This window comes from Hubeiibacter jixunmingi (assembly GCF_041928215.1).
In the GTDB taxonomy this organism is placed as follows: Bacteria; Pseudomonadota; Gammaproteobacteria; order Pseudomonadales; family Moraxellaceae; genus Acinetobacter.
The window spans coordinates 1-25,979 of sequence record NZ_JBHFHK010000007.1 but is presented as its reverse complement, the minus strand read 5'-3'; the positions used below and the strand labels follow the sequence as shown (position 1 = coordinate 25,979).

Annotated in this window: 21 protein-coding genes; 7 read left to right on the top strand and 14 right to left on the bottom strand. The window is 38.1% G+C overall.

The annotated features are described in order from the left end of the window. Positions 1 to 114: 114 nt before the first annotated feature. The 3 genes from ACEYX7_RS01965 (at position 115) to hslO (ending at position 4,597) form a co-directional block, all read left to right on the top strand. Positions 115 to 2,367, top strand: a complete 2,253-nt coding sequence (locus ACEYX7_RS01965; RefSeq protein ID WP_374802479.1) for a primosomal protein N' — start codon at positions 115 to 117, stop codon at positions 2,365 to 2,367. Between the two features lie 111 nt (positions 2,368 to 2,478). Continuing rightward, positions 2,479 to 3,645, top strand: a complete 1,167-nt coding sequence (locus ACEYX7_RS01960) for a cation:proton antiporter (protein ID WP_374806473.1) — start codon at positions 2,479 to 2,481, stop codon at positions 3,643 to 3,645. A 70-nt stretch (positions 3,646 to 3,715) separates the two neighbouring features. Further along, positions 3,716 to 4,597, top strand: a complete 882-nt coding sequence (hslO, locus tag ACEYX7_RS01955; RefSeq protein WP_374802483.1) for an Hsp33 family molecular chaperone HslO — start codon at positions 3,716 to 3,718, stop codon at positions 4,595 to 4,597. A gap of 44 nt (positions 4,598 to 4,641) precedes the next feature. Here the strand turns inward: hslO and ACEYX7_RS01950 are convergent, their stop codons facing one another. From ACEYX7_RS01950 to ACEYX7_RS01940, 3 genes are all read right to left on the bottom strand, one after another. Next, positions 4,642 to 5,847 carry a CorA family divalent cation transporter gene (locus tag ACEYX7_RS01950; protein WP_374802485.1) on the bottom strand — a complete coding sequence of 402 codons (1,206 nt, stop codon included), beginning with the start codon at positions 5,845 to 5,847 and terminating at the stop codon, positions 4,642 to 4,644. A gap of 125 nt (positions 5,848 to 5,972) precedes the next feature. Beyond that, entirely contained in the window at positions 5,973 to 7,304 is a 1,332-nt protein-coding gene (locus ACEYX7_RS01945; RefSeq protein WP_374804939.1) for a dicarboxylate/amino acid:cation symporter, read from the bottom strand. Between the two features lie 282 nt (positions 7,305 to 7,586). Continuing rightward, positions 7,587 to 8,609 (bottom strand): D-alanyl-D-alanine carboxypeptidase family protein, encoded by a 1,023-nt coding sequence (locus tag ACEYX7_RS01940; RefSeq protein WP_465249751.1) that lies wholly within the window; start codon positions 8,607 to 8,609, stop codon positions 7,587 to 7,589. A gap of 184 nt (positions 8,610 to 8,793) precedes the next feature. On the opposite strand from ACEYX7_RS01940, the gene gacA reads away from it, so the two are divergent. The 3 genes from gacA (at position 8,794) to ACEYX7_RS01925 (ending at position 12,616) form a co-directional block, all read left to right on the top strand. Then, positions 8,794 to 9,429 (top strand): response regulator transcription factor GacA, encoded by a 636-nt coding sequence (gacA, locus tag ACEYX7_RS01935; protein ID WP_374804940.1) that lies wholly within the window; start codon positions 8,794 to 8,796, stop codon positions 9,427 to 9,429. A 46-nt stretch (positions 9,430 to 9,475) separates the two neighbouring features. Beyond that, the gene (locus ACEYX7_RS01930; RefSeq protein ID WP_374806471.1) at positions 9,476 to 11,071 is read left to right on the top strand and encodes a sensor histidine kinase; all 1,596 of its coding nucleotides are present in this window, start codon (positions 9,476 to 9,478) and stop codon (positions 11,069 to 11,071) included. Between the two features lie 75 nt (positions 11,072 to 11,146). Further along, positions 11,147 to 12,616, top strand: coding sequence for a sigma-54-dependent transcriptional regulator (locus ACEYX7_RS01925; RefSeq protein WP_374804942.1), 1,470 nt, complete (start codon positions 11,147 to 11,149; stop codon positions 12,614 to 12,616). 67 nt (positions 12,617 to 12,683) lie between these two features. Here ACEYX7_RS01925 and ACEYX7_RS01920 read toward each other — a convergent pair whose 3' ends face one another. The 6 genes from ACEYX7_RS01920 to ACEYX7_RS01895 form a co-directional block, all read right to left on the bottom strand. After that, positions 12,684 to 14,084 (bottom strand): S41 family peptidase, encoded by a 1,401-nt coding sequence (locus tag ACEYX7_RS01920; RefSeq protein WP_374806469.1) that lies wholly within the window; start codon positions 14,082 to 14,084, stop codon positions 12,684 to 12,686. Positions 14,085 to 14,210: 126 nt separating this feature from the next. Then, positions 14,211 to 17,333: a TonB-dependent hemoglobin/transferrin/lactoferrin family receptor gene (locus tag ACEYX7_RS01915; RefSeq protein ID WP_374804944.1), complete on the bottom strand. Its 3,123-nt coding sequence runs from the start codon at positions 17,331 to 17,333 to the stop codon at positions 14,211 to 14,213. Between the two features lie 231 nt (positions 17,334 to 17,564). Next, positions 17,565 to 18,047, bottom strand: coding sequence for a hypothetical protein (locus ACEYX7_RS01910; protein ID WP_374804945.1), 483 nt, complete (start codon positions 18,045 to 18,047; stop codon positions 17,565 to 17,567). A gap of 51 nt (positions 18,048 to 18,098) precedes the next feature. Continuing rightward, positions 18,099 to 18,455 carry a hypothetical protein gene (locus ACEYX7_RS01905; RefSeq protein WP_374804946.1) on the bottom strand — a complete coding sequence of 119 codons (357 nt, stop codon included), beginning with the start codon at positions 18,453 to 18,455 and terminating at the stop codon, positions 18,099 to 18,101. After that, positions 18,448 to 18,669, bottom strand: a complete 222-nt coding sequence (locus tag ACEYX7_RS01900) for an antitoxin VbhA family protein (RefSeq protein WP_374804947.1) — start codon at positions 18,667 to 18,669, stop codon at positions 18,448 to 18,450. The genes ACEYX7_RS01905 and ACEYX7_RS01900 overlap by 8 nt, the downstream gene beginning before the upstream one ends. A 103-nt stretch (positions 18,670 to 18,772) precedes the next feature. Then, a complete protein-coding gene (locus ACEYX7_RS01895; RefSeq protein WP_374900152.1) occupies positions 18,773 to 19,030 on the bottom strand; it encodes a hypothetical protein in 258 nt (85 codons plus the stop codon). A gap of 148 nt (positions 19,031 to 19,178) precedes the next feature. Here ACEYX7_RS01895 and ACEYX7_RS01890 point away from each other — a divergent pair, with 148 nt between their 5' ends. After that, positions 19,179 to 19,838 (top strand): recombinase family protein, encoded by a 660-nt coding sequence (locus ACEYX7_RS01890; protein ID WP_374804949.1) that lies wholly within the window; start codon positions 19,179 to 19,181, stop codon positions 19,836 to 19,838. Here ACEYX7_RS01890 and ACEYX7_RS01885 read toward each other — a convergent pair. From ACEYX7_RS01885 to ACEYX7_RS01865, 5 genes are all read right to left on the bottom strand, one after another. Further along, positions 19,789 to 21,825 (bottom strand): toprim domain-containing protein, encoded by a 2,037-nt coding sequence (locus ACEYX7_RS01885; RefSeq protein ID WP_374807100.1) that lies wholly within the window; start codon positions 21,823 to 21,825, stop codon positions 19,789 to 19,791. The genes ACEYX7_RS01890 and ACEYX7_RS01885 overlap by 50 nt on opposite strands. Positions 21,826 to 22,115: 290 nt before the next feature. After that, the gene (locus ACEYX7_RS01880) at positions 22,116 to 22,502 is read right to left on the bottom strand and encodes a hypothetical protein (RefSeq protein ID WP_374804964.1); all 387 of its coding nucleotides are present in this window, start codon (positions 22,500 to 22,502) and stop codon (positions 22,116 to 22,118) included. A 78-nt stretch (positions 22,503 to 22,580) separates the two neighbouring features. Further along, complete coding sequence (gene gpmI / locus ACEYX7_RS01875; RefSeq protein ID WP_374804965.1) at positions 22,581 to 24,137, bottom strand: 2,3-bisphosphoglycerate-independent phosphoglycerate mutase; 1,557 nt, start codon at positions 24,135 to 24,137, stop codon at positions 22,581 to 22,583. 184 nt (positions 24,138 to 24,321) lie between these two features. Beyond that, complete coding sequence (locus ACEYX7_RS01870; RefSeq protein ID WP_374807101.1) at positions 24,322 to 25,617, bottom strand: MFS transporter; 1,296 nt, start codon at positions 25,615 to 25,617, stop codon at positions 24,322 to 24,324. A 101-nt stretch (positions 25,618 to 25,718) separates the two neighbouring features. Further along, complete coding sequence (locus ACEYX7_RS01865; protein ID WP_374900151.1) at positions 25,719 to 25,922, bottom strand: hypothetical protein; 204 nt, start codon at positions 25,920 to 25,922, stop codon at positions 25,719 to 25,721. Positions 25,923 to 25,979: the final 57 nt, after the last annotated feature.

The window sequence follows — 25,979 nt, the reverse complement described above, 5'->3', positions numbered from 1 at the left end:
CCTCCCACAGGGAGGGGGATTTTTCTTTTAGATGGAAAATTAAAATGGGAAGATAAATCACTTTTTTTGAATGGCTAAAACCGCAATAAAAACAATCATCCATAGGAAAATCACATGTCTGAACTTGTCACCACAACTTATCCTTATCGCTTAAGTGTTGCGGTGGCAGTGCATATTTTTGACCTGCTGGATTATATCGTTGATGCCGAGCAATATGCCCAAGCCACTGTCGGGGCGAGAGTGCGTGTGCCATTGATGAACAAAGAAGTCATCGGTATTGTGGTGAAAAAAATAGATGCCAGTGAGCCTGCCAATTATCCTTATCAACTGAAATCTGTGCTGAAAGTCTTTAAAGAACCTGCGATTTTGGATGATTTATGTCTGAATCTTTTACAATGGGCAGCCAATTATTATCAAGCCCCTGTTGGTGAAGTGATTTTATCCACTTTACCCAAAAGCCTAAAACAAGGGCGACCTTATCATATCTTGTCTTATCATTGGCGCGCTTTAGCCATTGATGCAGATGACGAACAGCTTGCCGAGCGAATGCCCAAAGCCAGTACAGCACTAGGTCGTGCCTTAAAAGCCGTGCAAATTCATCATAAAGGCACATCGGAAACCATTCTTAATCTCTCTGGTGTGACCACAGCACAGCTAAAAAAATTGGCTGAATTAGGCTTGGTTGAACAGTACGTTGAAGAAATTGATTTTAGCCCAACACCTGTCACACTTGCACAATTGCCCTTACAAGCCAATGCCCAACAGCAAATCGCCATTGATAAAATCACTGAAAATTTAGACCATTATCAAGGTTTTTTACTCGATGGCATCACTGGCAGTGGCAAAACTGAAGTCTATTTGCAAGTCATGCAACAGGTACTGGAACAAGGCAAACAAGTGTTATTACTGGTTCCTGAGATTGGCTTAACACCGCAAAGTATTGAACGTTTTAAAGCACGTTTTCGTACTGAAATCGTGGCATTGCATTCGGGATTGGGCGATGCTGCACGGCTCAAAGCATGGCAAAAAGCCCAAACTGGGCAAGCCAGTATTATTTTGGGTACACGTCTAGCGATATTTTGCCCTTTACCACGTTTAGGGCTGATTATTCTTGATGAAGAACATGACTTGTCTTATAAACAACAAGACCATTTCCGTTACCATGCTCGAGATGTTGCCTTATACCGTGCATTTAAACAGCAATGTCCAATTATTTTAGGTTCAGCAACACCGAGTTTTGAAAGTTTGGCACTGGTACAACAAGGCAAATTACAGCATCTCACTTTAAATCAACGTGCAGGCGATGCCAAACCGCCAAGTTTTGAAGTGCTGGATTTACGCATTGAGCCAAAACAAGACGGCATTGCTACACGTTTAATCAAACAAACCCAAGAACAACTCACACTTGGACATCAAGTATTATTATTTATCAATCGTCGTGGTTATGCCCCTGTATTGATGTGTGAAAGCTGTGGCTGGCAAGCTGACTGTCCGCATTGTGATGCCCATTTTACCGTGCATTATCAACCTTTTGCCAAATTAAAATGCCATCATTGTGGCAATCAACAAGCCATTCCTCAAGTCTGCCCGAGCTGTCAATCACCTACCTTAAAAACCATCGGACAAGGTACAGCACGGCTAGAAGAAAGCTTGCAACAGCATTTTAGTGATTTTCCAATTATTCGTGTCGATAGAGATACCACGACTAAGGCACAAGATTGGCAACAGATTTATCAGCACGCCCACATCGCCAAACCCGTGATTTTTTTGGGCACGCAAATGCTTGCAAAAGGGCATCATTTCCCCTTTGTCAGCTTGGTGAGTATTTTGAATATTGATGCAGGATTATTTAGTAGTGATTTTCGTGCTATGGAACGCACGGCACAGCTGACGATACAAGTGGCAGGACGTGCGGGACGGGGTAAAATCCATGGTCATGTGTTATTGCAAAGCTTACGTCCTGAGCATCCATTATTGCAAGACCTATTACAGCATGGTTATGCCTACTTTGCCCAAACGGCTTCGGCAGAACGTCAAGCAGCTCATTTACCGCCGTATCGCTATGCAGTGTTAATTCGTGCTGAAAGTCGTGATGAGCAGTATAGTCAAAGTGTATTACAACAAGCACAGCAACAATTGATGCAATATAAACCGCAAATTGCAAATTTTGACTTAGACTTTTGGGGGCCTGTCTCTGCACCGATGAGTAAACGTGCAGGCTATTATCGTGCCAATCTATTAATTTTTAGCCAAAATCGTAGCACATTACAAAAAATCATGACTGCTTGGTGGCAACAATTTTTTAAACAATCACGACAGCATGATTTGCGTTTAACCATTGATATTGATCCACAAGATCTCAGCTAATTTTTATCTAACAAGGCACTAATTTTCAACTCATTTCGCATAAAACCTACTAATTTTATGCTATATTGATGCTCGATTTTTCTGTAATTTCAATACGGTGCAGATACCGCTATGCCTTTGCTCGTACAACTATGTATCACCTTAGTACTTATCTTGACCATCATTCCTTTGGGACGTCGGTTTGGCTTGCCTACGCTATTAGGTTATATCTTAAGTGGTTTGATCACTGGGCAAATTATTCGCTATTTTCCACAATTCGCTGAGCGTAATTGGATTGACGAGATAAGCTATATTGCAGTATTGGCATTTATGTTTATACTCGGTTTGCAATTACGTCCACAAAGAATGTGGCAGACCCGTAAAGAGTTTGATCGTATTGATATTGCACATGTGATTATCATGGGTATTATTACCACTGGGCTATTTTATTTGGTATTTGAATTAAATTGGAAAGTATCTGTATTGCTCGGTTTTGCTTTTGTAATACCATCAAATATGTTGATTAAACAATTACTCTCAAAATCACATATCAAAGATTTGATTACTTCTTATGATTTATTTAATGATTATAAAGTACATTATTGTATCGCCGTATTTTTAATTGCTCTATTGCCTTTATTTGCTCAGCATTTTTCTGTTTTAGGTTTATTAGCATATATTGCCATTACTTTGACCTTAATATCAGGGTTATTCTTATTAAGAATTTACATTGTGAAATGGATTGAAAAAACCAAGTATCCACACGCCAATACGCTTTGGGTCGGTTTAACCTTTTTGGTCATTATCTGTGGCTTATTGTTTAGTCAATATTTTATGCTGAGTCCAGCAATTGCGGCTTTGGCAGCAGGTATTGTGATGGCAGATGCAGAGTTTAGAGCAGATATTGCACAAAGTATTGCACCATTTCAGGGTATTTTATTGTCTGCATTGTTTACCTCTTTTGGTCTTTATATTGATTTTTCGAGCATCACGCATTATCCATGGCATATTACTGATATGCTAGTGTCTTTAATCGTCATTAAATTATTATTTTCTATCGTGATTTATTCTATACGTAAATACCATACGCAGAATCTTTTTCAAGCCTCAATATTAAACACACAATCTGGTGAATTTGCTTTTATTATATTATTTTTAATTTATAGCCAACAGTTGATTGCCCCTGAGATGATGAGCGTATTAAGCCTAGTTATCGTCTTATCTATGTTTATTACACCATTATTACTCAAAGGTATTCAGATTTTTTCAAATGATTTTGAGCAACATACCCAGCGTTAAAACGTACATGAATCAGTACTTGATATTTCGCAAATTGACGCCATTATCATCCACATACTGGAGATAAACCATGAACGACTTTAATGATGTTCGACAACGCTTTTACATTCACGAACAACCCGTACGTGGTGAAGTGGTTCAGCTCGAACAAACGCTTAACACTATTCTGAAGCAACGTGACTATCCACAAGCAATTCAAATTTTGCTCGGCGAAATGCTGGTGGCGACTAGCTTGCTCGCAAGTACCATGAAAATTGATGGACGCATTAGCCTACAAATCCAAAGCAGTGGTGATCTGCGTTGGGCGATGGCAGAATGCAACCAAGATGGTGACTTGCGTGCTTTGGCTGAATTTAACCCAAGCGAACAATTTAACCATGCAACAGACAGCAGCACTGCACTAAAAAGCCTGCAGGGTGGCGTATTGTTTATTAATATTGAGCCGACTTTTGGTGAACGTTACCAAGGTATTATCCCGCTTGAACATGACACCTTGGCGAAATGCTTGATGCAATATTATGACCTATCGGCACAAATTCCAACGCATATTGTTTTGGCGACGAATACGCAGCGTGCAGGTGGTTTGTTATTGCAATTGTTGCCACGCACCGCAGAAGAACAACAGCATATCGATGAAGATTTATGGCCACGCTTGCGGATGCTTGCTGATACGCTCAAAGCCCATGAATTGACCGATTTGGATAGTAATGAGATTTTGTATCGTTTGTATCATGAAGAAGAATTGCGATTACCTGAGGCGGAAGCGTTACAGTTTGGTTGTACTTGTTCGCGTGAGCGTTGTGAGAATGCTTTATTACAAATCGGTGAGCAAGCGGTACATGATACATTGATGGAGCAGAATCCAATCGAGATGGATTGTCAATTTTGCAATCAACGTTATAGTTTTACTGCTGAACAAGCCTTGGCGTTGTTTGGGCAAAGAGTGCATTAAGTTTGCTGAAAAACACCCTATTTTTTAAATAGGGTGTTTTGCAATTAACGCAATTTTTTCAAATCAAAAATATCATCATCACTAGATAATAATTCCACGATACTATATTGGCTTGTTCCCATCAATCTTTGCCTTCTAAACAAATACATCAGAACAATAGTACTTAAAAACATTGCCCCAAGCATCAGCCAAAAGCCATTTGGATTATCCGCCCCCGGCATGACTTGAAAATTCATCCCATATAATCCAGTAAGCAAAGTCAAAGGCAAGAAAATCACCGTAATAATCGCCAAAATCCGCATATTTTCATTGGTTTGATTGGCAATTGCGGAAAAATGCAAATCGATGGCAGATTTCATCACTTGATTGAGACGGTTGATATGTTGTTGAATACGCTCAATATGACTAATAATATCTCTTACTCGAATCAGGGCATTTTTACTTAAATTCACTTGTTGCGATAGACCCGATATCTGCCCTTCACTGATGGCAAGTTTGAGCGATTCGAAAATATCGATTTGTTCTTCACACAGATTTTCAATATGTTGTAAAACAATGGTTTGTTGGAACAAATCTTGCCATTGGGTAAATTTTTTGGTGCTTTGTAGCAACGCCATTTGCCAATAACTAGCACGTTGCGTCAAAGGCGTTCGCACGTCCAAATATTTATCACTTACGATACTCATCAAGCGTAGTAATAAATCTAATGATGAACTGGGTAAACGAATTGGTTTTGCGGTAATTTGATTGCTATCCGCTTGTTGTGCAATACATTGTTCTAAGCGGTGAATATAGTTATGCCAAATTTGATTATATGGTTCAATGATTGTAATTAACGCCTTATCTGCTAAACAAAAACCCATCGGCGTTGTTAATAATTCATCAATATCTCCTGTAACATCAGCTTGATGTAATCGATTATGATTTTGTCTGTGTTGCTGGCTTTGTTGTTGGCTGGCTTGTAACTCATCTTCACCATTCAACAATTTACGATAAATCAATACATCATAATCATCGGTATTTTCAAAATGACAAGGATGGGCAAGATTGGCAAAATCTTTACAATGAAACTCGTGGATAAATACGCCAGTTTGTTGTTGGATATGTTTTTGCCAAGCGTAAATATCATGCAATTCTTGTGGAGAATAAATTTGCCAAACAAATAAAAAATCATCACTCAGCTCAGGTTGTACTTGGTCAGTCAATAAGATTTTATGTTGCTGATGACGATAAAAATAAAAACTTTGCATGATGAATAGTCACAATAATTAAGCATTTTGATTCTAACAAATTTTATAAAGAAACGTTAAAATAAAAAATAGTCCACCGCAGTGAACTATCTTTTTGGTCAAATTAAACCATTAAGCCTAAACCATCAAACCTCAGCAGATTTATTCATCACTACTGCGTCAAATTGCTGTTTATCTAAAGCCTTATCCCAACGCGCTACCACTACCGTTGCACAAGCATTACCCACCAAATTGGTCAAGGCACGACATTCTGACATAAAACGGTCAATACCCAAAATCAATGCCATCGCTTCAACTGGAATACTTGGTACCACAGATAATGTCGCTGCCAAGGTAATAAAGCCAGCACCCGTTACCCCTGCTGCACCTTTGGAACTAATCATCGCCACCAAAAGTAAGCTAATCTGCTCTGTTAAACTTAAATCAATATTACAGGCTTGAGCGATAAACAATGCCGCCATGGTCATATAAATATTGGTACCATCAAGGTTGAATGAATAACCTGTAGGAATCACTAAACCAACGACCGATTTTTCACAACCTGCCTTTTCCATTTTACGCATCAATGATGGCAAAGCTGCTTCGGATGAACTGGTGCCTAATACTAACCATAATTCTTCTTTGATATAACGAATCAATGCCATAATCGAAAAGCCGTTATAACGTGCTACCGCACCCAATACGATCAAAACGAATAGCAAAGCTGTCACATAGAACGTTGCAACCAAGAAAATTAACGACGCTAATGAGCTAATACCGTATTTACCAATGGTAAATGCCATCGCACCAAAAGCACCAATCGGTGCAAAACGCATCAATATGGTCACTAACTCAAATACTGGATTGGTTAGGTTTTGCAAAAAGTGTAGAATTGGACGACCTAATTCACCTGATTTTGCCAAAGCAATACCAAATAACACTGCCACAAATAATACTTGTAAGATTTGTCCTGATACAAATGGGCTTAATAACGTATCTGGAATGATGTTCATTAAAAAGTCAGTAATCGTCATGTCATGTGATTTATCAACAAACTCACCGACTTTCGCCACATCCTTACCTTTGGTCGCGACTAAATTTGCCACATCAACATTTAAGCCTGCACCGGGTTTAACCACGTTGGCAACAATCATACCAATGACAAGTGCTAAGCTAGAAAAGGTAAAAAAGTACAACATGGCTTTGCCTGTTACACGTCCAACACTTTTCATGTTGGTCATGCCTGCAATGCCCGTTACTACAGTCAAGAAAATCACTGGTGTGATGATCATTTTGACTAATTTGATGAAAGCATCACCAATTGGTTTTAAATCTGCACCCAACTTTGGTTGAAAATGACCAATTAAAATACCCAAAATAATGGCAAAGATCACTTGCACATAAAGATGTTGATAAAACTTTTGCTTTTTAGGCGGTGGGGTATCCAAATAATCTTCGGATTTTACGCTGTTATGCATTTACTACACTCCTTTTCCCTTCTTCATTCATCATTGCAAGGCTCTACTTTCACCTGACTCTCAGATATAGTAGAAATTTTTAATGAATCTTAAAATTAATGTAACCAAGTGTAGGTTAAAATTTATAATTAAGTAAACAGCAGAAGTATATGCTTTAGCCCAATACATGAGCGTTTTTTTAGATTATTTTATCGTATTTTATGATTATTTTAGATGAAAAGCCAATCAATACAACTTAGCACATAAAAAAAGAACCCGAAGGTTCTTTTTATTCACGAAGAATTAGATAGCACGGTTTCTAGCACTTAACCAAGATAACAGGCTTTCTGCATCGCTATTACGCGCGGCTGTATCACTAGCACCCAATAATACAACTACCGCTGGGCGATTATTTACAGTTGCTTCCATGACTACACAACGACCTGATTCACGGATATAACCTGTTTTCGACAAACCAATGTTCCACGAACCTGCTCTGACCAAAGCATTGGTATTACGAGAAGACACGCTACGACCGATATTAAAATCATAATTCGGTGTAGTTGAGAATTGGCGAATTAAGCCATATTGTGATGCCGCACTGACCAATAATGCCAAGTCACGTGCTGATGCCATATTTTGTGGGTCAAGACCTGTAGATTCAACATAACGTGTAGATGTCATACCCAATTGACGTGCTTTGGCATTCATTTGTGCAACAAATGCACCACGACCACCTGGGTAAGTGCGTGCTAATGCTGCAGCTGCTGGGTTTTCTGATTTCATCAATGCTGCCAACAATAGCTCAGCACGATTCATCACATCACCCGCACGTAAGGTTGAGCTTGAGTTTTTACCGCCTGCACCAGCGAAGTCGATTGGTTCTAACATGATGCGTTCTGACATATCTAAACGTGCATCAGCAGTGACCACGGCAGTCATTAATTTGGTAATCGATGCAATAGGTAAAGACGTACCGGTGTTTTTACTGAATAAAATTTCGCCTGTTTGTGCATCCATTACAATCGCGGCACGTGCGTTGACCGTAGGCTCATACGCAGAATAGTTATTATTAAAACCTGAGTTATTATAATTTGACGCAACCACGCCATTGTTGTTAAATGCTAGGGTAGTTTCTCTGCGGCTAACTTCTGCTCTTAATGGTTGAGTAGATTGGATCACTTGGCGAGTCGCTTCGTCATCAGACCAAGCAATACTACCCGATCCATAATTTGCAAAAGCTACTGCTGCACACATCATATTTAATGCAAAAACACTGCTTGCGACTAAGAATTTTTTAGACGCCTTGATTGATGCTAAGTTCATCGCTATCTCATCCTATTGGGTTAAATTTGTTCAACTAATAGTAATGAAACCGCATTTGCATCAATCTATTAGTATTGCTGGAATATATTGGCTTGAGCTTACACCATTAAATCGCTAAAATCATGTCTTAATTGCAAGTATTCTTTGCGGAATGTAACAAAACGTATTTTTTGTGGGGGTTTGTGTGATTTCAGTCTTGGTGGTCGATGACCATGAACTCGTCCGTGTTGGCATCTGCCGCATGTTGAACGACCAACCGAATATCAAAGTCGTTGGTCAAGCCTTCTCTGGTGAAGATGCCATCGTTTTTATTCGTCAAAATGAACCTGATGTCGTATTGCTTGATGTAAATATGCCAGGTATTGGCGGTGTGGAAACCACTCGCCGTCTAACGCAAATTTCCCCCCAAAGTAAAGTCATCGCTGTGAGCGGTTTATCTGAACAGCCCTACCCGACTATGCTGATTAAAGCAGGTGCACGCGGCTATATTACCAAAGGTGCACCGATTGATGAAATGGTCAAAGCCATTCATAAAGTGATGCAAGGCGGAAAATATTTTAGTGCCGACATTGCCGAACAAATCGCAGATTCATTATTGTCTGATAAATCTGAATCACCTTTTGAACAATTGTCTGAGCGTGAAATGCAAGTCGCAATGATGGTGGCAAATTGTGTCAGTGCACAAGAAATTGCAGATAAGCTATTTGTGAGTGTAAAAACCATCAATACTTATCGCTATCGTATTTATGAAAAGCTCAATGTGGATAGTGATGTTAAGCTGACACATCTGGCAATACGCTATGGTCTAGTCAAGCTCTAACACGATTGACCTTAAAAAACATATTAAAATGGGATAGGCACGCACTATGCTTGATGCAGCAATGATATTTGATGAACAAAAAAACATCACCTATCGTTTAGGTCGTGCTTATACCCAATATCGCCTACTCATTGCCATTGGTTTATCGATTTTGCAATGGCTGGTGTTAGGCACTGCGACGATTGAAGATGTGCATCATCCTTTAATTTATATTTGTGTTTCAGCGATTTATTTATTTTTCTGTTTCATTGGTTTATTTGTTTTTAAATATTATAGAAAATATGCTACAACACAATTATTTGTATATTTATTATTAGATATTATTTATATCAGTACAATATTATTTTTAAGCTCTGGGCCAAATCTTACTATTGTTCTGTTATATATGATCGTTGTGCTGGCAGCCACGTTATTATTACCCAAAAATTCAGCATTATTTATTACTTTAGCCAGTATTGTTGTGATTGTTTACCAACAGTTTTTTATTACGCTATTTGATAGTGAAAAAATTAACTTTTTGGGTAGCTCGGCAATTTTGACTTTAGTCTTTTTGACCACACATTTTATCGGTCAAATGGCAGTAAAAAGACTCCATCATGTAGAAATTACCGCATTAAAACAACGACGTGAAATCTTAAAATTACAAAGTATCAATCAGAGTATTATTGAACAGCTTGATACTGGTTTTATGGTGATTGATGATACAGGCAAAATTATTACCGTCAATGCCAGTACACAAGAACTTTTACATGTTCCAGTATATGAGATGCATCGACATCGGATGCTTGTTGATATTCAAAGCAAATTATATATGCAATTGCATCAGTATTTGAAAGTCAGCAAGCACGGCACCTTTAATTATATTGATGAAAGTCAGTGCGTTGGTGTTGTGATTCGTTATCGTCCAATTTCGACGCAACAAAGCCAGTTTACTTTATTGGTCTTTGAAAGCCTTGCCAAAATCAATCAACAAGCACAACAAATGAAACTTGCTTCTTTGGGGCAACTTTCAGCCAGCATTGCACATGAAATTCGTAACCCTCTTGCAGCAATTGCACAAGCAAATGAGCTACTCATTGATGATGGACTCCCTGAACAAAATATGCTGACCAGTATGATACAGAGGCAATGCAAGCGTATCGATGGTATTATTGAAGATACTTTAAATATGTCAAAACAATATAATACGATGCCAATACAAATCAATCTCAAATCTTGGCTTTCGGAATTTGTGCATGATGATGTGTCTGATATTGAAAAATATCTGAAGTTCGAAGTGCCTCATTCGATTATAATTTATTTTGATCCTTCACAATTACGCCAAGTATTGATCAATCTTATTCGCAATGCGATTCGGCATGGCCACGAAAAAGTACCCGAAAGCAAGGTCACGATTAAGGCAACACAAGAACAAGATATCGTCTTTATTGATGTCATTGATCAGGGAAATGGCGTGCCTGATCAGCAAAGAGCCAATCTATTTGAACCTTTTCATAGTACAGCAGTGAATGGAACAGGTTTAGGTCTATATTTGTCCAAAACCTTTTGTGAAGCGAATTATGCTTATCTCAGTTATATCTCTCAACCCCAAGGTGGTGCTTGCTTCCGTATTGAGTGTATCTGCGGCAAAGACGCAAAATAGATGCTTTTTTACGGCGACTGTCGTATAATCGAGCTACCATTGAATAATGAATGAAAACGTGTTTGGATTAATTTTATGAGAGATACGACACAGAAACAGCCCATTGCACTGATCGTAGATGATGAAGAAGACCTACGTATCGTCATGCAGATGACTCTGGCACGTATGCAAATTAATTGCGTGATGGCAGAAAATATACAACAAGCCAAAATTGCCTTACAACAAAATAGCTTCCATTTTTGTCTTACCGATCTAAATCTACCTGATGGCAATGGCTTAGATTTGGTGCAGTATATCAATCAAAATTATACAGGGTTACCTGTGGCGGTGATCAGTGCCTATGGCAATATGGACATTGCAATCGCTGCACTCAAAGCAGGTGCATTTGATTTCGTGAATAAACCAATACAGCCTACTCAGCTCAAAGCATTAGTACAACAAGCATTAAGTACCAGCATCAACCCGATCAGCGATTTAGATTTACAAATTGAAAATCAAATGTTGCTCGGTCAATCAGAAGTGATGCAAAACCTAAAACGTACATTACGCAAACTGTCACGCTCACAAGCTCCCGTATATATTGCAGGTGAATCAGGGACGGGGAAAGAAGTTGTTGCACGCTTGATCCACCAACTCAGTAATCGTAATGAGGGCCCTTTTATTCCTGTAAACTGTGGTGCGATTCCCCAAGAGTTAATGGAAAGTGAGTTTTTTGGGCATAAAAAAGGCAGTTTTACTGGTGCTCATCAAGATAAAGTAGGACTTTTTCAAGCTGCCAATCATGGGACGTTATTTTTAGACGAAATCGCTGATTTACCTTTGGCAATGCAAGTTAAATTATTACGTGCAATTCAAGAGAAAAAGATCCGACCAATCGGCGGTGATCAAGAAATTAGCTTAGATATCCGTATCTTAAGTGCAACACATAAAAATCTTGAGCAAATGGTGCAAGAAGGCTTATTCCGTCAAGATTTATTCTTCCGTATCCACGTGATTGATGTCCAAATTCCGCCTTTACGTGAGCGTGGTCAGGATATCATTATTCTTGCAGAGCATTTCTTAACCCAAATCTGTCAAGATTGGGGACTAGATCCAATGGATTTGTCTGACGATGCACGCAAGAGTTTGATGACAGGCTACTACGAAGGCAACGTTCGTGAGTTACGCAATGTAATGGAACGTGCTGTCACCATGTGCGACGGCGATGTGATTACCTCAGAACATATTCAAGGTCTAAAAAAGATCGATAGCGACACGATTAGTGCTGTTTCAAATCATTCTCAGCAAGATACTGCGAATACAGAACACACATATTCTGAAGGCATGACATCTGCTGCAAATACCAATATGTTACCGAAACAAAGCCTACCTAAAGAAGGTTTAGAAGAATATCTTGCAAGTATTGAGAAAAACTTATTGATTCAAGCATTAGATTCAACACATTGGAACAGAACGCTCGCTGCAAAAAAACTAGGTATGACTTTCCGCTCGCTTCGCTACCGACTGAAGAAATTCGGACTAGACAGTGATAGTGAAGACGAATGATTGTCATTGACTTACTATCGTTCGATAAGCCATATCATCTTTGATATGGCTTTTTTATTTGTGTTATTTACCTTGGTAATTGTTGATTAAAAATTTCTAATGCTTGTTGCAAAGTCTGTTGTGCACTCTGCCCTTTCTGCTTTGCCAATAAAATATCAGGCTGAATGCCTTTACCTTCGATCATATGATTATCAGGCGTGTAGTAATGTGCAACCGTCAGCTGTAATGCACCTTGTTGCAAAGGAAATAACTTTTGTACCGCACCTTTGCCATAACTTTTTTCACCCATCACTTTAGCACGTTGATGTTCTTTTAATGCTGCTGCAAAGACTTCTGAAGCCGATGCCGAATAACGATTTTGTAAAATGGCAATTGGATAATGGATTGGATATTGATTAGGCAAGGCTTGGAAGCGTTGCGGTGCCTCGATACGACTCTTAGTGGTTACGATTAATCCTTGATCCAAAAACAAATCTGCTAAATCTACCGCTGCGGACAACAATCCACCAGGATTATCACGCACGTCAATCAAAATGCCTCGAATGTGTGCCTTGTCTTGATACATTTTGATTGCACTCTGTACTTGTGCAGAAGTATCTTGTTGAAAAGCACGAATAGGTAATACTAAAATCTGATCTTCAGTTAAAAATGGGCGAACATCATAATCTACTTTTCCATCACGCTTTAATTCATAATCTTTTAATGCAGAATCTTGAGCAACAGCAATATTTACCTTGCTGTCCATTGCACCACGCCACATACTTAGTACGTTACGCTCTTCTAAACCATCTAAGTAATTATCCCCAATCTTTTCAATAACTTGTCCGTTGCGTAAACCTTTTCTATACGCTTCGCTAAGGATGTTAATATTGTTTACTCGCCATTTTTGCATACTTGGATCAAACTCAAGTTTTACTTTTGGCTCAGCCAACACACCTTCAGTAAATTCAAGAATTTGTTTATATTGATCAGCATTCAAATAACGTGAATAAGGATCCAAACGCTCCGCCAAACCTTGGCTTGCCAAGCCAAACAGCTCATCATGACTAATGGCATCGACATAATTTTTTTGGATGGTTTGATAGACTTCGATAAAACTACGAATTTGTTCTAAAGGGACTGGCTCAGCCATATCATCAATCAAGTCACCATCATGGGTATGCGAGTCATCATCTGCACTATTCGGTTTATCTTCGTGCAAGCCTGATACATCATCTGATACGAAATCATTTTGCTCCACATGATTTGCAGCGACATTGTCCGTTGTTTGATTTTGTGGGGTATCATCGCTTAATGGGGCTGAATTATTGGTTTTAGACTTTTTTTGTTTGGATGTAGTATGCTGATTGTTTACCGCATTGGTGCTATCCGTTTTGGTCTCGGATACCTTAGCATAGATTGAATTTGATGCGACAAACATTGCACCAATAGCCAAAGCAAGTGCAACTTTTTTGTTTGAAATTTTCATAAAAATCACTACAGCTAAATCATATGTATAAGGATTCTATGCTAACGATAAGCTAAAAAAAAAGCTACAGCTATTTTGTTGGTCATTTGAGACAAAATAGCTGTAGCAATAAAGACGATGTACAGATTAGAACTTAACTTCTACTGCCATACGATAGTTACGTTCTGGTGCATAGAAGCGTTGAATGCCTGCACCTGTTTCACGGTTGATCATATTACTTGTACCAAACGAGCGAATAGAACGTGCAGAATCCCAAGTTAAATATTTGTTATTTAACAAGTTATATACACCTGCTTTCAATGTTGAATGATTGCCTAGTTTTACATACCCTGTCAAATCCAACACGGTATAATCACTACTACGCCATTTTACAAAAGTATCTTTTGCACCTTCTTCTTTATGGAACATATTATATGTATCTTGTGCTTTTTTGGCTGCAACATCAGTAATATACAGATCCGCACCAAATTTTTCACTCGGATGATCATAACCTAGACCATAAACTGCTGTGCGTGGTTGGATGGCGTTCATTGGCATATTGCCATTGACACGTCCTTTTTGCATCGTATTTTTGTAAGTCAAATGCAATCCTTCCAAGGCAGGTGATAATGATGCCAACTCTAGACGAGAATTAATTTCCAAACCTTTCACTGTCGCATTTTGACGGTTTACGTTTTGGTAAGTTTGGAATGGACGTAGCATCGAATGCCCTTGTAGCTGCTTACCACCACGATATTCTAAGTCAATAAAATCACGATAATTGGTTTGGAATACGCTAGTTGTAATAAAGCCCAATTGGTTATGCAAAGTAAAGGCAAGCTCTTTGGTCTTGGCATCTTCTGCTTTTAAGTCACGATTTGGCAAGATTGAGAAATCAGGATGTTTGAAAGTAAAGTAAATTTCTTCACCTGTTGGCGCTCTAAATGCTTTGCTATAACGTGCTTGTAGATTTAACCAATCATTAACATCATAATTTGTACCCAATGCATAAGAATGTGCTGAATAGCTTTTCGGTTGTGCGATTTGAGCAATATTGGCATTGGCATTTGCTGTGCGTTTTGCCATATTCTCAGGTGATGTCAAGTTCGTTGCATCGAAGCTAGGATCTTGTACGTATAAGTTAGTCACCATGTCATCAGGGATTCTTGGTGTTACACCCTCTTGATATTTTGGCTGATACTTAATACTGTCGTAACGATAAGCCCAATTTAGACTAAATTTATCGTTAAAGCTGACTTTGTCATTAAGATACAAGGCATGAGCATTTGCACGAACAGGAATCAAGAAAGAATAAACATTACTGTTATTGCACAACGCATTATAACGATCAACATTACCCACATTAGCAGAGCAATCGTTTGGATGCACTGCCCACCATTGTGTATTGATTGCATTACTGCCTGTTTCATTAATCATGTGCTTGTCAGTACGTGACCATAAAGCACCATATTTTAACTGATGTGCTGTACTACCGAGATCGAATGATTTGGTAAAATCAATATTGGCTTGTTTGGTCTTGGTAACTAAATCACGCTGACTCCAAATATTGTCGTTATAACCTGGTTTACCTGGGACAAAAATCACAGGAGCATCCAACTGACTGGCATTTTGTTTTTCTGTCTTAGCAAATTTTTGCCCATTACGCTCAAAGACTTCAAATTTTACAGCAACTGGATTGCCTGTTTTTGGATCAAATCCCATGATTTCGTTTTTGTTACAATTGATCGCAGCACAGCTTAATACGATAGGCGTATTTGTTCTAAGCATTTGATCATCACCAATAATATTGGTATTTGCTAACAGATCGTGCTTAGTACCACTGATTGTAAATGTCTTTTCGAGCGTAACCTGTTGCTTTACTGGTTGTACATACAATTCACATGGCGAAGTATCATTTGGCTTAACTGTTCTAATCCTGCTGTCATTTGCACAGCTAAATGATTCAGGAATTTGATAAAGTTTAGTATCAATCAGCTCAGGTTTAACTCTTCTCCAACGAAAATGATCGGGATGTATTTTAGGGTCATACGGAACAACCCCTACTTCAACAGTAATGTAATCATCACTAGCTGCTTTAACATTTGTAGTATCGACATAAACTGCTGGCTTATTATCATTACCGACCAATTTATTATCTGAGTTATATTTCATACCCAAAGGATTTTGTGCAGACGGACATTTTTCATGACCATCACAATAATCATCTGTTCTGGCACGCATTCTGATATTTTGGTTAGAAAATCCTACTTTTACACTGTCATAGAACAAGTTTGATGATGAATTTTCAAAATTGAGCATATAGTTATTACGCTTGACGCTATCACCTGTATGTCGCAATTCAAGCTCATCATACGTACGCCACTGCGTGTTTGGCTGTAAGGTATAAGAAAAATCATGCCCTCTAGATGACGTTTCATACATATCCGCCGTCAAGGTCAATTTATTGTCTTCATTCGGAGACAGCGATAACTTCATCAAAGTGCTATTGAGTTTTTTACGATAAGGATCGGCTTTTTCTCTCTCACGACCTTGTACATAATCATCATAATTTTTATAGCCGAAGTTTTCCGTTTCGTGTCCATTACGTCGAGTATGTATAATCATGGCATCTAGCCATTTGTATTGACCTGCCAAAGAAATAGATTGGAATTTCTGGTTGTCCGCAGTCGAATAACCCGTTTTGTAGCCAATGTGATAATCTTTATCTGTCAATAAATCGCTTGCATCTTTACTTTCAAAAGCAACCGAGCCACCTAATGCACCACTACCAGAGATGACAGAATCTGCCCCTTTATTGATGGTTGCACGTTTAAGATGTTCGACTTCAACACCATTACGTGTGTTATTAAAATTGCCATAGCCTTCAAATAATTCTTTGAATCCTTGTGAGCTTAATGTTTCAGCCTGATGTAAGCCATCGACAGTGATCGCCACACGGTTTTCATCTACACCACGAATAGCATAACCGCTATGACCAAAACGCCCTGCTTCAACAACCGTTACACCTGTTTGATAGCGGATAATGTCTTTGTTATCTAATGCCATTTGGCGAGACAATTGTTCACTATCGATCACTTCTTTTGCAATCGTTTTATTTTTTGACTGTTCAGCAACGATGGTAATTGTACCAAGGTCATGCACTTTCTCAGTACCCACTTGGGCTTCTGTCTGTGCATAAGCTGCTTGGCTCATGAGTGTGGCAACAACTACGGTAAGTAGGGATCTTTTACGATCAATTTTGGTAGGCATTCGCTTTTCCTTCTCAAGATCTAAATTTTATTAACAAAAAAATACAAACGCGTACATTATAAAACAAATGTTACAAATGTAAATAATAATGATAATGATTCTTATTAATAAATATACAAATGCAAGTTTTGTGCGTGAAGATGAGATTTGTCATGGTTTGTATTTCTGTATAAGTAGCCGAGCTATAGCACAAAACTTATCAATCCGGTGCTTTAAAGAAAAAATGAATAGCTATCGCCCTTTATCTTTGCTTGGTTCAGTGATGTCAGGTAATTCAATTTTTCCATTGGCTATATCAGGAATACTTTGCTCTAACTTTTGAAGTGCTAAAGTTTGTGCTTCCGTGGAGCTGTATTTGTCCATCAAATAATTTTTAAATAAATCTATTTTAGAAATTTGCTGTTCTGTCAAACTTGGATAGTTATTTTTTAAACTATCCTTATCTAAATTATTTTTTTCAATATTGGTATCATTTACGCAACAATCGTGAATAATCTGATTTAAATATCTACCATTATATAAATTAATTTGAGATGCAATGTAATCTTTAGTTTGATGGCGTTTAGCCTGTTCTAACATATATTCTTCAATATCGCTAGTCGGCTGAATATCTAAATTTTTACTGGCTACTTCAAAATCCCTAGCTCTATATAGCTCATCTTTGTTAAGTGTTGTATTTTGCCAATTAAGCGTTACGCCATGTTCTAATGCCAATTGCTGTGAAAAAATTCTAAGTGTTCGACTATTGCCTTCAACAAATGGATGTTAATAGTCTAAATCACTATACATATTAGAGATGATCTGTGTTTTTTGTTCCAGTGTGGAAGCAGATTTTAGCTTATCTGTAGCAGTCGAAATAGTTGTATTTACTGTATTTTCTGCTGGAAATGGTGAATAGTAAAAAGGCTTTTGAATAGGGTATATTGAGCGTCTTTTAGAATGCACATCATTAATGATGGGACGAAATTCACCAGCTTTACGTTCTTGCTGGCTATCTTGGAATAGGTAGGCATGAATAGACTTAAGATGTTGTACATCAAAAGTCTGCTTCACTAGATTTTTGTTGTCTGAAAGCTCTGTACTGCGAAAATACGCTAATAATTCAATGTCTTTTTCAGTCATGCTGTTTTCCCAATATGCTTTCTTTCATCATTTCAGCACGTTGTTCAAAGCTAATTTCACCATTGATATACATAAATCCAATTCTAATCATGTCTTCGGTTGGATGAATGTCTTCCAAGGCAAAATTTGCCTTAGTGTCATTCCAAGCTAATAAACGTCTTTGACGTTCTTTTTCATCTATCGGATAGGCTTGTGTTTGTAATTGAGCGTTCATGATAACCCCCTGTAGGTTGAGTTGAACAGTACATGATTTTCATTATATATCATTAAAAATTCTAATGATATAGTTAAACCATTACTTTATATTATCCATTTTTTTAATTTCTGAAAACATATATATAAGCAATGAATATTGGAAAGATTAATAAGGCAAGAAAAAATATAACCGTAACAATATGGCTTAATTCATCTTGGCTTTTTTTCTTCAATGTTTCCTTTTCGATGATTTCTTTTACACCAACATCATCCAATGCTTTAATAGTATTATATTTCTGTTCAATATCAATACATCCTATAGTATCCATATTTCGACTTTGCCTTGATGCAATGTAATTATTTAAATATGCCAATCTCATACCTTTATCATTAGTTGCTGATAAATTCCCAATAGGGTACACACTATAAAAACCATTATAAAACAATAAAATACAGTATCAATAGGGTTTTATTGTTTTTTTGGGATTTTTTATCATAATAGCCTAAATTTTACTTTTGAGAATTTTTATGAAAGATACCGAAGATGATAAAACCGTGGATTGGGTACAATCGGCAGATAGCAAATGTCAAATAGTTGGTTATGTCCGCGTATCTAGTTTTGAGCAGAATACAGAACGCCAATTACACGGTATAAAGCTAGATAAAGTTTTTGAAGATAAGATGACTGGTACAGTCAAAAAGCGTCCAGAACTCGAAAAGATGCTTGAATATGTACGGCATGGCGATACTGTGATTGTTCATAGCTTGGATAGACTTGCTCGAAATTTTGATGATCTTCTTGCAATTATTAAGCAACTCAACACAAAAGGCGTTGTATTCAAATCAATCAAAGAAAATTTAAGTATAGACGGCACAAATAAAAATCCTATGGATATGCTAATTTTGCATATTTTTGGTGCTGTAGCAGAATTTAACCACGCTCTGATCAAAGAAAATCAACGTGACGGCATAGCTAGGGCAAAGGCTAGGGGCGTATATAAAGGGCGTAAAAGTGTGCTTAATGAAACAACAAAACAGCAGATTGAAGAGCTGTTAGAGCAACGCAAAAATTTACCTAAAAAAGATAAAAAAGCACTTAACAATATAGAAATAGCAAAAAGGGTAGGTATCAGTAAATCTACCCTATATCGCTATTTAGATGAAAAAGACAAGAATACAGAAAATTAACGACCTTGAGCCTGTTGTTTTTCAGGTTCAGGGACTTGCTTATTCTGCTCTTGTTCAAACTTTGGGGCATTAAAATTTCTCCCTTGGCATAATCAGGCAATTTTGCTTCTAGTCGTTCTAAAGCAAATTCTATCTTGGCTGGTTCATTTTGATACCGTTCCCCTAGATGTTTACGCCAATCTTGTATAGCTTGGATGTTACTATCAGGCATATTCGGATAATGCTTTTTAATCGTATCGCTATCTAAATTATTTTTTACAGCCGTTTTCATGGCTTCGGAGTTTGTGCCTTTTGGCATAGATACTGGCTGCGGTTGTTGCTGATTATTTTCTTTGTCTTTTTCAATATTTACAGCAACGTTATTTGTACGATTAATCGCGGTAAGCTGTTCGACAATTTGACGTTTAAACTCTTCAGCTCCTTTATCAATGTAAATATCGTTCCAGTCTTTGCCTGGATCTTCCTTTTCAAATTGTGGTATCAATAGATGCACGTTCTCAACATTGGCTTTTACTGCTTCAGCATCCGCTAAACCTTGATTAATTTTCGGTTGTCCTGTAGATGGATTAATTTCAAACGGTTTTTGATGATCGTTATCCGCTCCAATATAAATACGGCTGTCAGGGTATTTTTCGCGTAAGCTTTGTGTCACATCGAGCAAGCCACCACGACCAAAAGCAACCACCACGGCAGGTTTGTTGGTGTTGGTATGTTCGTGCAATGTTGCCCCTGTAGCATAACCCTCCGTGACAATGATAGGTTTGCCATTTTCCAAGTTACCTAGTGTAGTCATTAAACCATTTTTATCCGCTCCTTGTCCTAAAGCATATTTTCCGCCAGTGTATGCAATCGTTTCAAACGCCCTTAATTCACCGTGTTTGTCATATTGCGGTATCACCAAGTTACCACGTTGCAAAATGAGCTTATCAGGATTATTTGCACGGTAAAACATTGCTTGTTTGAATGTGTCAGCAATCATCACATGATCTTTTAAGTTTTCAGGTAGTTTACTGCTGTCAGGTACACTAAGCACAACATTATTTGCAGTAACTTGTTTTTTGTCTAGATAGGCGTTTTTGGTTGGTGCAACACTAATAGCAACAATCGCCTTGCTAATTTCAGCCATCCTATCAGCTTGAACTTTAGCCTGTTTGTTTGCTTCAGCTGGTGTAGGCTGTTGCGGTACTGTTGCTGTTGGTATAGATACTGGCTGTTGCTGTGGTGCAAGGGTAGGGTTATTATTATGCGTAACTGTATTGCCTTTAGCACGTTCTACGGCTTCGATATTTTTTAAGGCGTTGAGATAGGTTGTAGGATATTGCCAATTTTCAGGCGTATTATCTCTTGCAAAATTCGTAATACGAGCAAATGGGATGCCGTTAGGATTAGCGTATGCTTGATACATGACATTTTTTTCTTTTGATCCATCATTACCCAATCGATGCGTTTTGCCGTCAAATTTTGGATGTCCTTGTTCAACAATAATGCCTTTTGCCCTAAAAAAATTTGCTAAATCTTCTTCAGGTGTTGGAATGTTGGGACGTGATAACCATTGTTTAACGTCTTCTTTATTTTTTTCGTTGGCATACCAAATTTTATGATTGGCATCAAATTTGACAATGCCGTTTTTCTTAAGCTCTTGTAGCTTGTTTAAATCATCAAAAGACGTGTAAAGGTAAAGCCTATTTTCTAGCTTTTGTTCGCTTGTTTTTTGGCTACTTCCGCTTGGAATATCGCTTGAATGTCCTGTCCGCTGTTCGTTGCTTTTTTCGCTACTTGTTCGCGGTAGTTCTCGTCTTTCGCCATCTTCTCGCTGTTCGCCATAGATTGGTCTATCCAGTTCTGAAACCAGTTGCTTTGCTCTTTGTTCTGATCCAGCTGATTGTTTAAAGCATTCATAATCAATATTTCCTAAAGTATAATGTTTAACTAAATGTGCTTCGAGTCGCTGTTTAATTTCAGCTTCTGTGCCTTGTGATTTTAACACATTTAGATGATCCCACCCTACATATTTTATAGATTTTTCGTTACCATTAGGCTTATCCACAATAGTTAATTCAATATTTTCACCAAATTTATCTTGTATAAAAAGTGAACTTTATTAACGCTGTAAGCGTAATATTTTCAAATTAATAATATTGTTTTTTTATGATATTAAAATAAAATTATTTGAATGTGATACTGTACACCTTTTATATCATATAAAAACTTATAGGTATGCTAAAGAAATTTCCATTAGACTATTTCCCAGTGTTACAAAGTTTGTTGAGCAAGAAATCAATCCATATAATAACGAATGACCATATCTTTTGATGTTCCCCAGCCTGTCCAAATGCTTTTTAAGGTAATATCTTTACCTTTTACGCCCATGATTTGATAAATATAATTTCGTGGCGGTGACTGCTCTTCGCTACGTTCGGTTTCAATCGCTACAAATAGACTGTCATTTAACCAACGTACTCGCCATTGTGGCATCATGTCTTCGGTAGCATTGCAATCGGCGTCAGACAGAAACATGACTTTTTGAGCTTTTTTATCAAATTGCATACCTGCACAATTGCTACCCTCTGCCACCAAACGTTTATTCGCCAAAAGGCTTGGATAATTTTCCGCAAAGGCATGATTGGATAATAATAACAATGCGATACAAGCGAGTCTTTTCATATCTATTTCCCTAAAAATAAAAGCTAGGAAAATAATATACTTTTCCTAGCTTATTTTACAGACTAAATTTTAAAGTTTTTAAACGATCTTTGTATCATTTAAGGTCACCAAATTACGACCTGTCATTTCTTTTGGGATTTCCACGCCCATCAAGCTTAACAAAGTTGGTGCAACATCCGCCAAAATACCGCCTTCAGCGATCGTTCCGCCCGTTGGTCCGACATAGATAAATGGTACAGATTCAGTAGTATGCTGCGTATGGACTTGACCTGATTCATAATCTTGCATTTGCTCGACATTACCATGATCGGCAGTAATCAACATATGACCACCCGCTTTCATCACCGCATCATAAACACGACCTAGGCAAGTATCTACCGTTTCCACCGCTTTGACTGCGGCATCAAATACACCTGTATGTCCAACCATATCGCCATTGGCGTAGTTAATGATAAATACATCAAATTCGCCACTTTCAATGGCTTTGACCAATTCATCTGTAACTTCATAAGCACTCATTTCAGGCTTTAAATCATAAGTTGCCACTTTTGGTGATGGCACCAAAATACGTTTTTCACCTTGATATTCTTGCTCTACACCACCACTAAAGAAAAAGCTCACATGCGGATATTTCTCAGTTTCTGCCATACGCAATTGGGTTTTACCGATTTTTGCCAAATATTCACCCAAACCATTATCCAACGTCTGTGGTAAATACACAATATCGACATCCAAACCTTCTTGATAACGTGTTAACGTGACATAACTGGATAATTTTGCAATAGTTTTACGCTCAAAACCATCAAAATCAGGCTGGACAAAGGCACGCGTCAATTCTCTGGCACGATCCGAACGGAAATTCATAAATACGATACTGTCGCCATCATTGACACGAACCGCATCACCAATACGCGTTGCAGATACAAACTCATCGGTTTCATCGGCTTGATAAGCCAAGTCCAAACCTTGCAAGCTGTTGTCCACCACACGTTCCGCCACGCCTTCGGTAATTAGGCGATAGGCTTTCTCGACACGCTCCCAACGATTGTCACGATCCATAGCGAAATAACGTCCAATCATGGTTGCCAATTTGCCTTGATTTGGATATTTGGCAAATACGCCATCCATCAGACGCAAGCTTGATTCAGCACTTTTTGGCGGTGTATCACGCCCGTCCAAGAAGGCGTGGACATATACAGTTGCACCACGTTTTAATGCCAATTCACACATGGCAGCAATATGCTCTTCATGTGAATGCACACCGCCTGCCGACAACAAACCAAAGATATGCACAACACCATTGGTTGCTTTGGCTTTTTCTACCGCATCAACCAAAACAGATTGCTCAAAAAAACCGCCTTCACGCATATCTTGACTAATACGAGTAAAATCTTGATAAACAATACGCCCTGCACCAAGGTTCATATGCCCGACTTCAGAATTGCCCATTTGTCCTGCTGGTAAACCGACATCTTCACCACAACCCGAGATTAAACCATGCGGATGCTTTTGCTTCATCATATCTAATGTAGGGGTATTGGCTGCTGCATAGGCATTATCTTTTTCATCTTCCCGATGTCCAATACCGTCCATTACTACCAAAATATGGGGAACTTTTTTGTTTACAGTCGCCATGATAACCACGCATTATAAAGCTGAGATGATGATATTTTAACAAAAAATTATATTATTGTCTTTGAACTTTTTACTATGTTGCAGCGGAAAAAATTTATCACTAAGTTAAATTAAAACCAAAGATAAAATTTAAAACAGCCCACAAATGACGAATCTATGGGCTATTTTGGTACAATATTAACTCTTAATGATCATCTTCCAAATAGTCAGCTTTTTTCGGCAATTGCCAACTGCATAAGAAGCACACAATCAACATGACGATGACATAGATAAAAAACTCATTTTGCAAACCCACTTCTTTAAATTTCAATGCCACCGCAGGTGCAGAACCACCAAAAATTGCATTACCAATTGCATAGGACACCCCTACGCCTAAGGCACGCACATGGGCAGGGAACATTTCTGCTTTGACAATGCCGCCAATCGATGTATAAAAACTTAAAATCAAAAACAATACAATTAATAATAAGGTTAAAAGCACTGGTGATGCATTGGCAGCTGGCATGGCAAGCCCCATAATTGGATAAATAAATATCGCCATTAGTGCACTAAATAATAACATCATGGTACGGCGACCAATACGATCACTTAATGCCCCAAAAAATGGCTGTGCAATCATCAACACAAACAAGGCACAGGTCATCATCACACCAACAGTTTCACTAGCCACGCCCAAATTGGTGAGATAGGTTTTTGAATAGACTGTCAAAACATAAAAGCTCAAAGAACCTGCCGATGTATAGCCTACTACCAACAAAAATGGTTTCCAATAGGTAGATAATAATGCCCACAAACTACCCGATTCTACTTTACTTTTTTCTTCAGTACTTAAGGTTTCTTCCAAATGCGAACGAGCAAATAATGATAATAATGCCGCCACACCACCAATCACAAACGGAATACGCCAACCACCATTATACAAGGTTTTTTCAGACACCAGCATGAGCATTATTATGACACTGAGTAAACTAGCTAATAACTGACCGCCAACCAAAGTCACATATTGAAAAGAGGAGAAAAAGCCACGACGACCTTTTAAGCCAATTTCAGACATATAGGTCGCTACCGCCCCATATTCACCGCCCACTGATAAGCCTTGTAGCAATCGTACAGCCAATAATAAAAACGGTGCAATCGCCCCTACTTGGGCATAGGTCGGTAAACAGGCAAATGCAAATGAGCTAATTGCCATCAATAAAATTGATGCCATCATTGATTGACGGCGCCCATATTTATCCGCCATCCAGCCAAATAACCAACTACCAATTGGACGCATAAAAAAACTAGCAGCAAACACACCCCATACATATAAACCTGATTCATTTTCGCTAATTTCAGGTGAGGTTAACGCTTTTTGAAAATATACAACGAACACCGCATAAATATAAAAATCAAACCATTCGACTAAATTACCCGATGCCGCACCCAGAATGCCTTTGATGCGTTTATTCTTTTCTACTGCAGAATAGACTACTGTCATATCTATACGTCCTTTACATTCAAATCTAATAATGAAGCTGTAGTATAGGATATATTCTGACTTAATTTATCAAAAATATTAATAAAAAATATCGATTGTTGTCATTTATTTTTAATAAAAAACCAATGCTCTAGATAATTTTCCCAGCCATATTGCCAAATTTCAGGACTTGGATACATTTCATCTGCACCAATATCCAGCTCCTGAGCAAATTTAGTAGGACTTACGCAAAACCGTAATTTTTTTGCATAAGGGGAATAAACTATAGTAGCATAAGGCATGACAAAAAAACCAATCACACGCATAGACTACTGCCAATACCTAATGGTGAGCCAAACCAACTACACACTCACCTACTATGC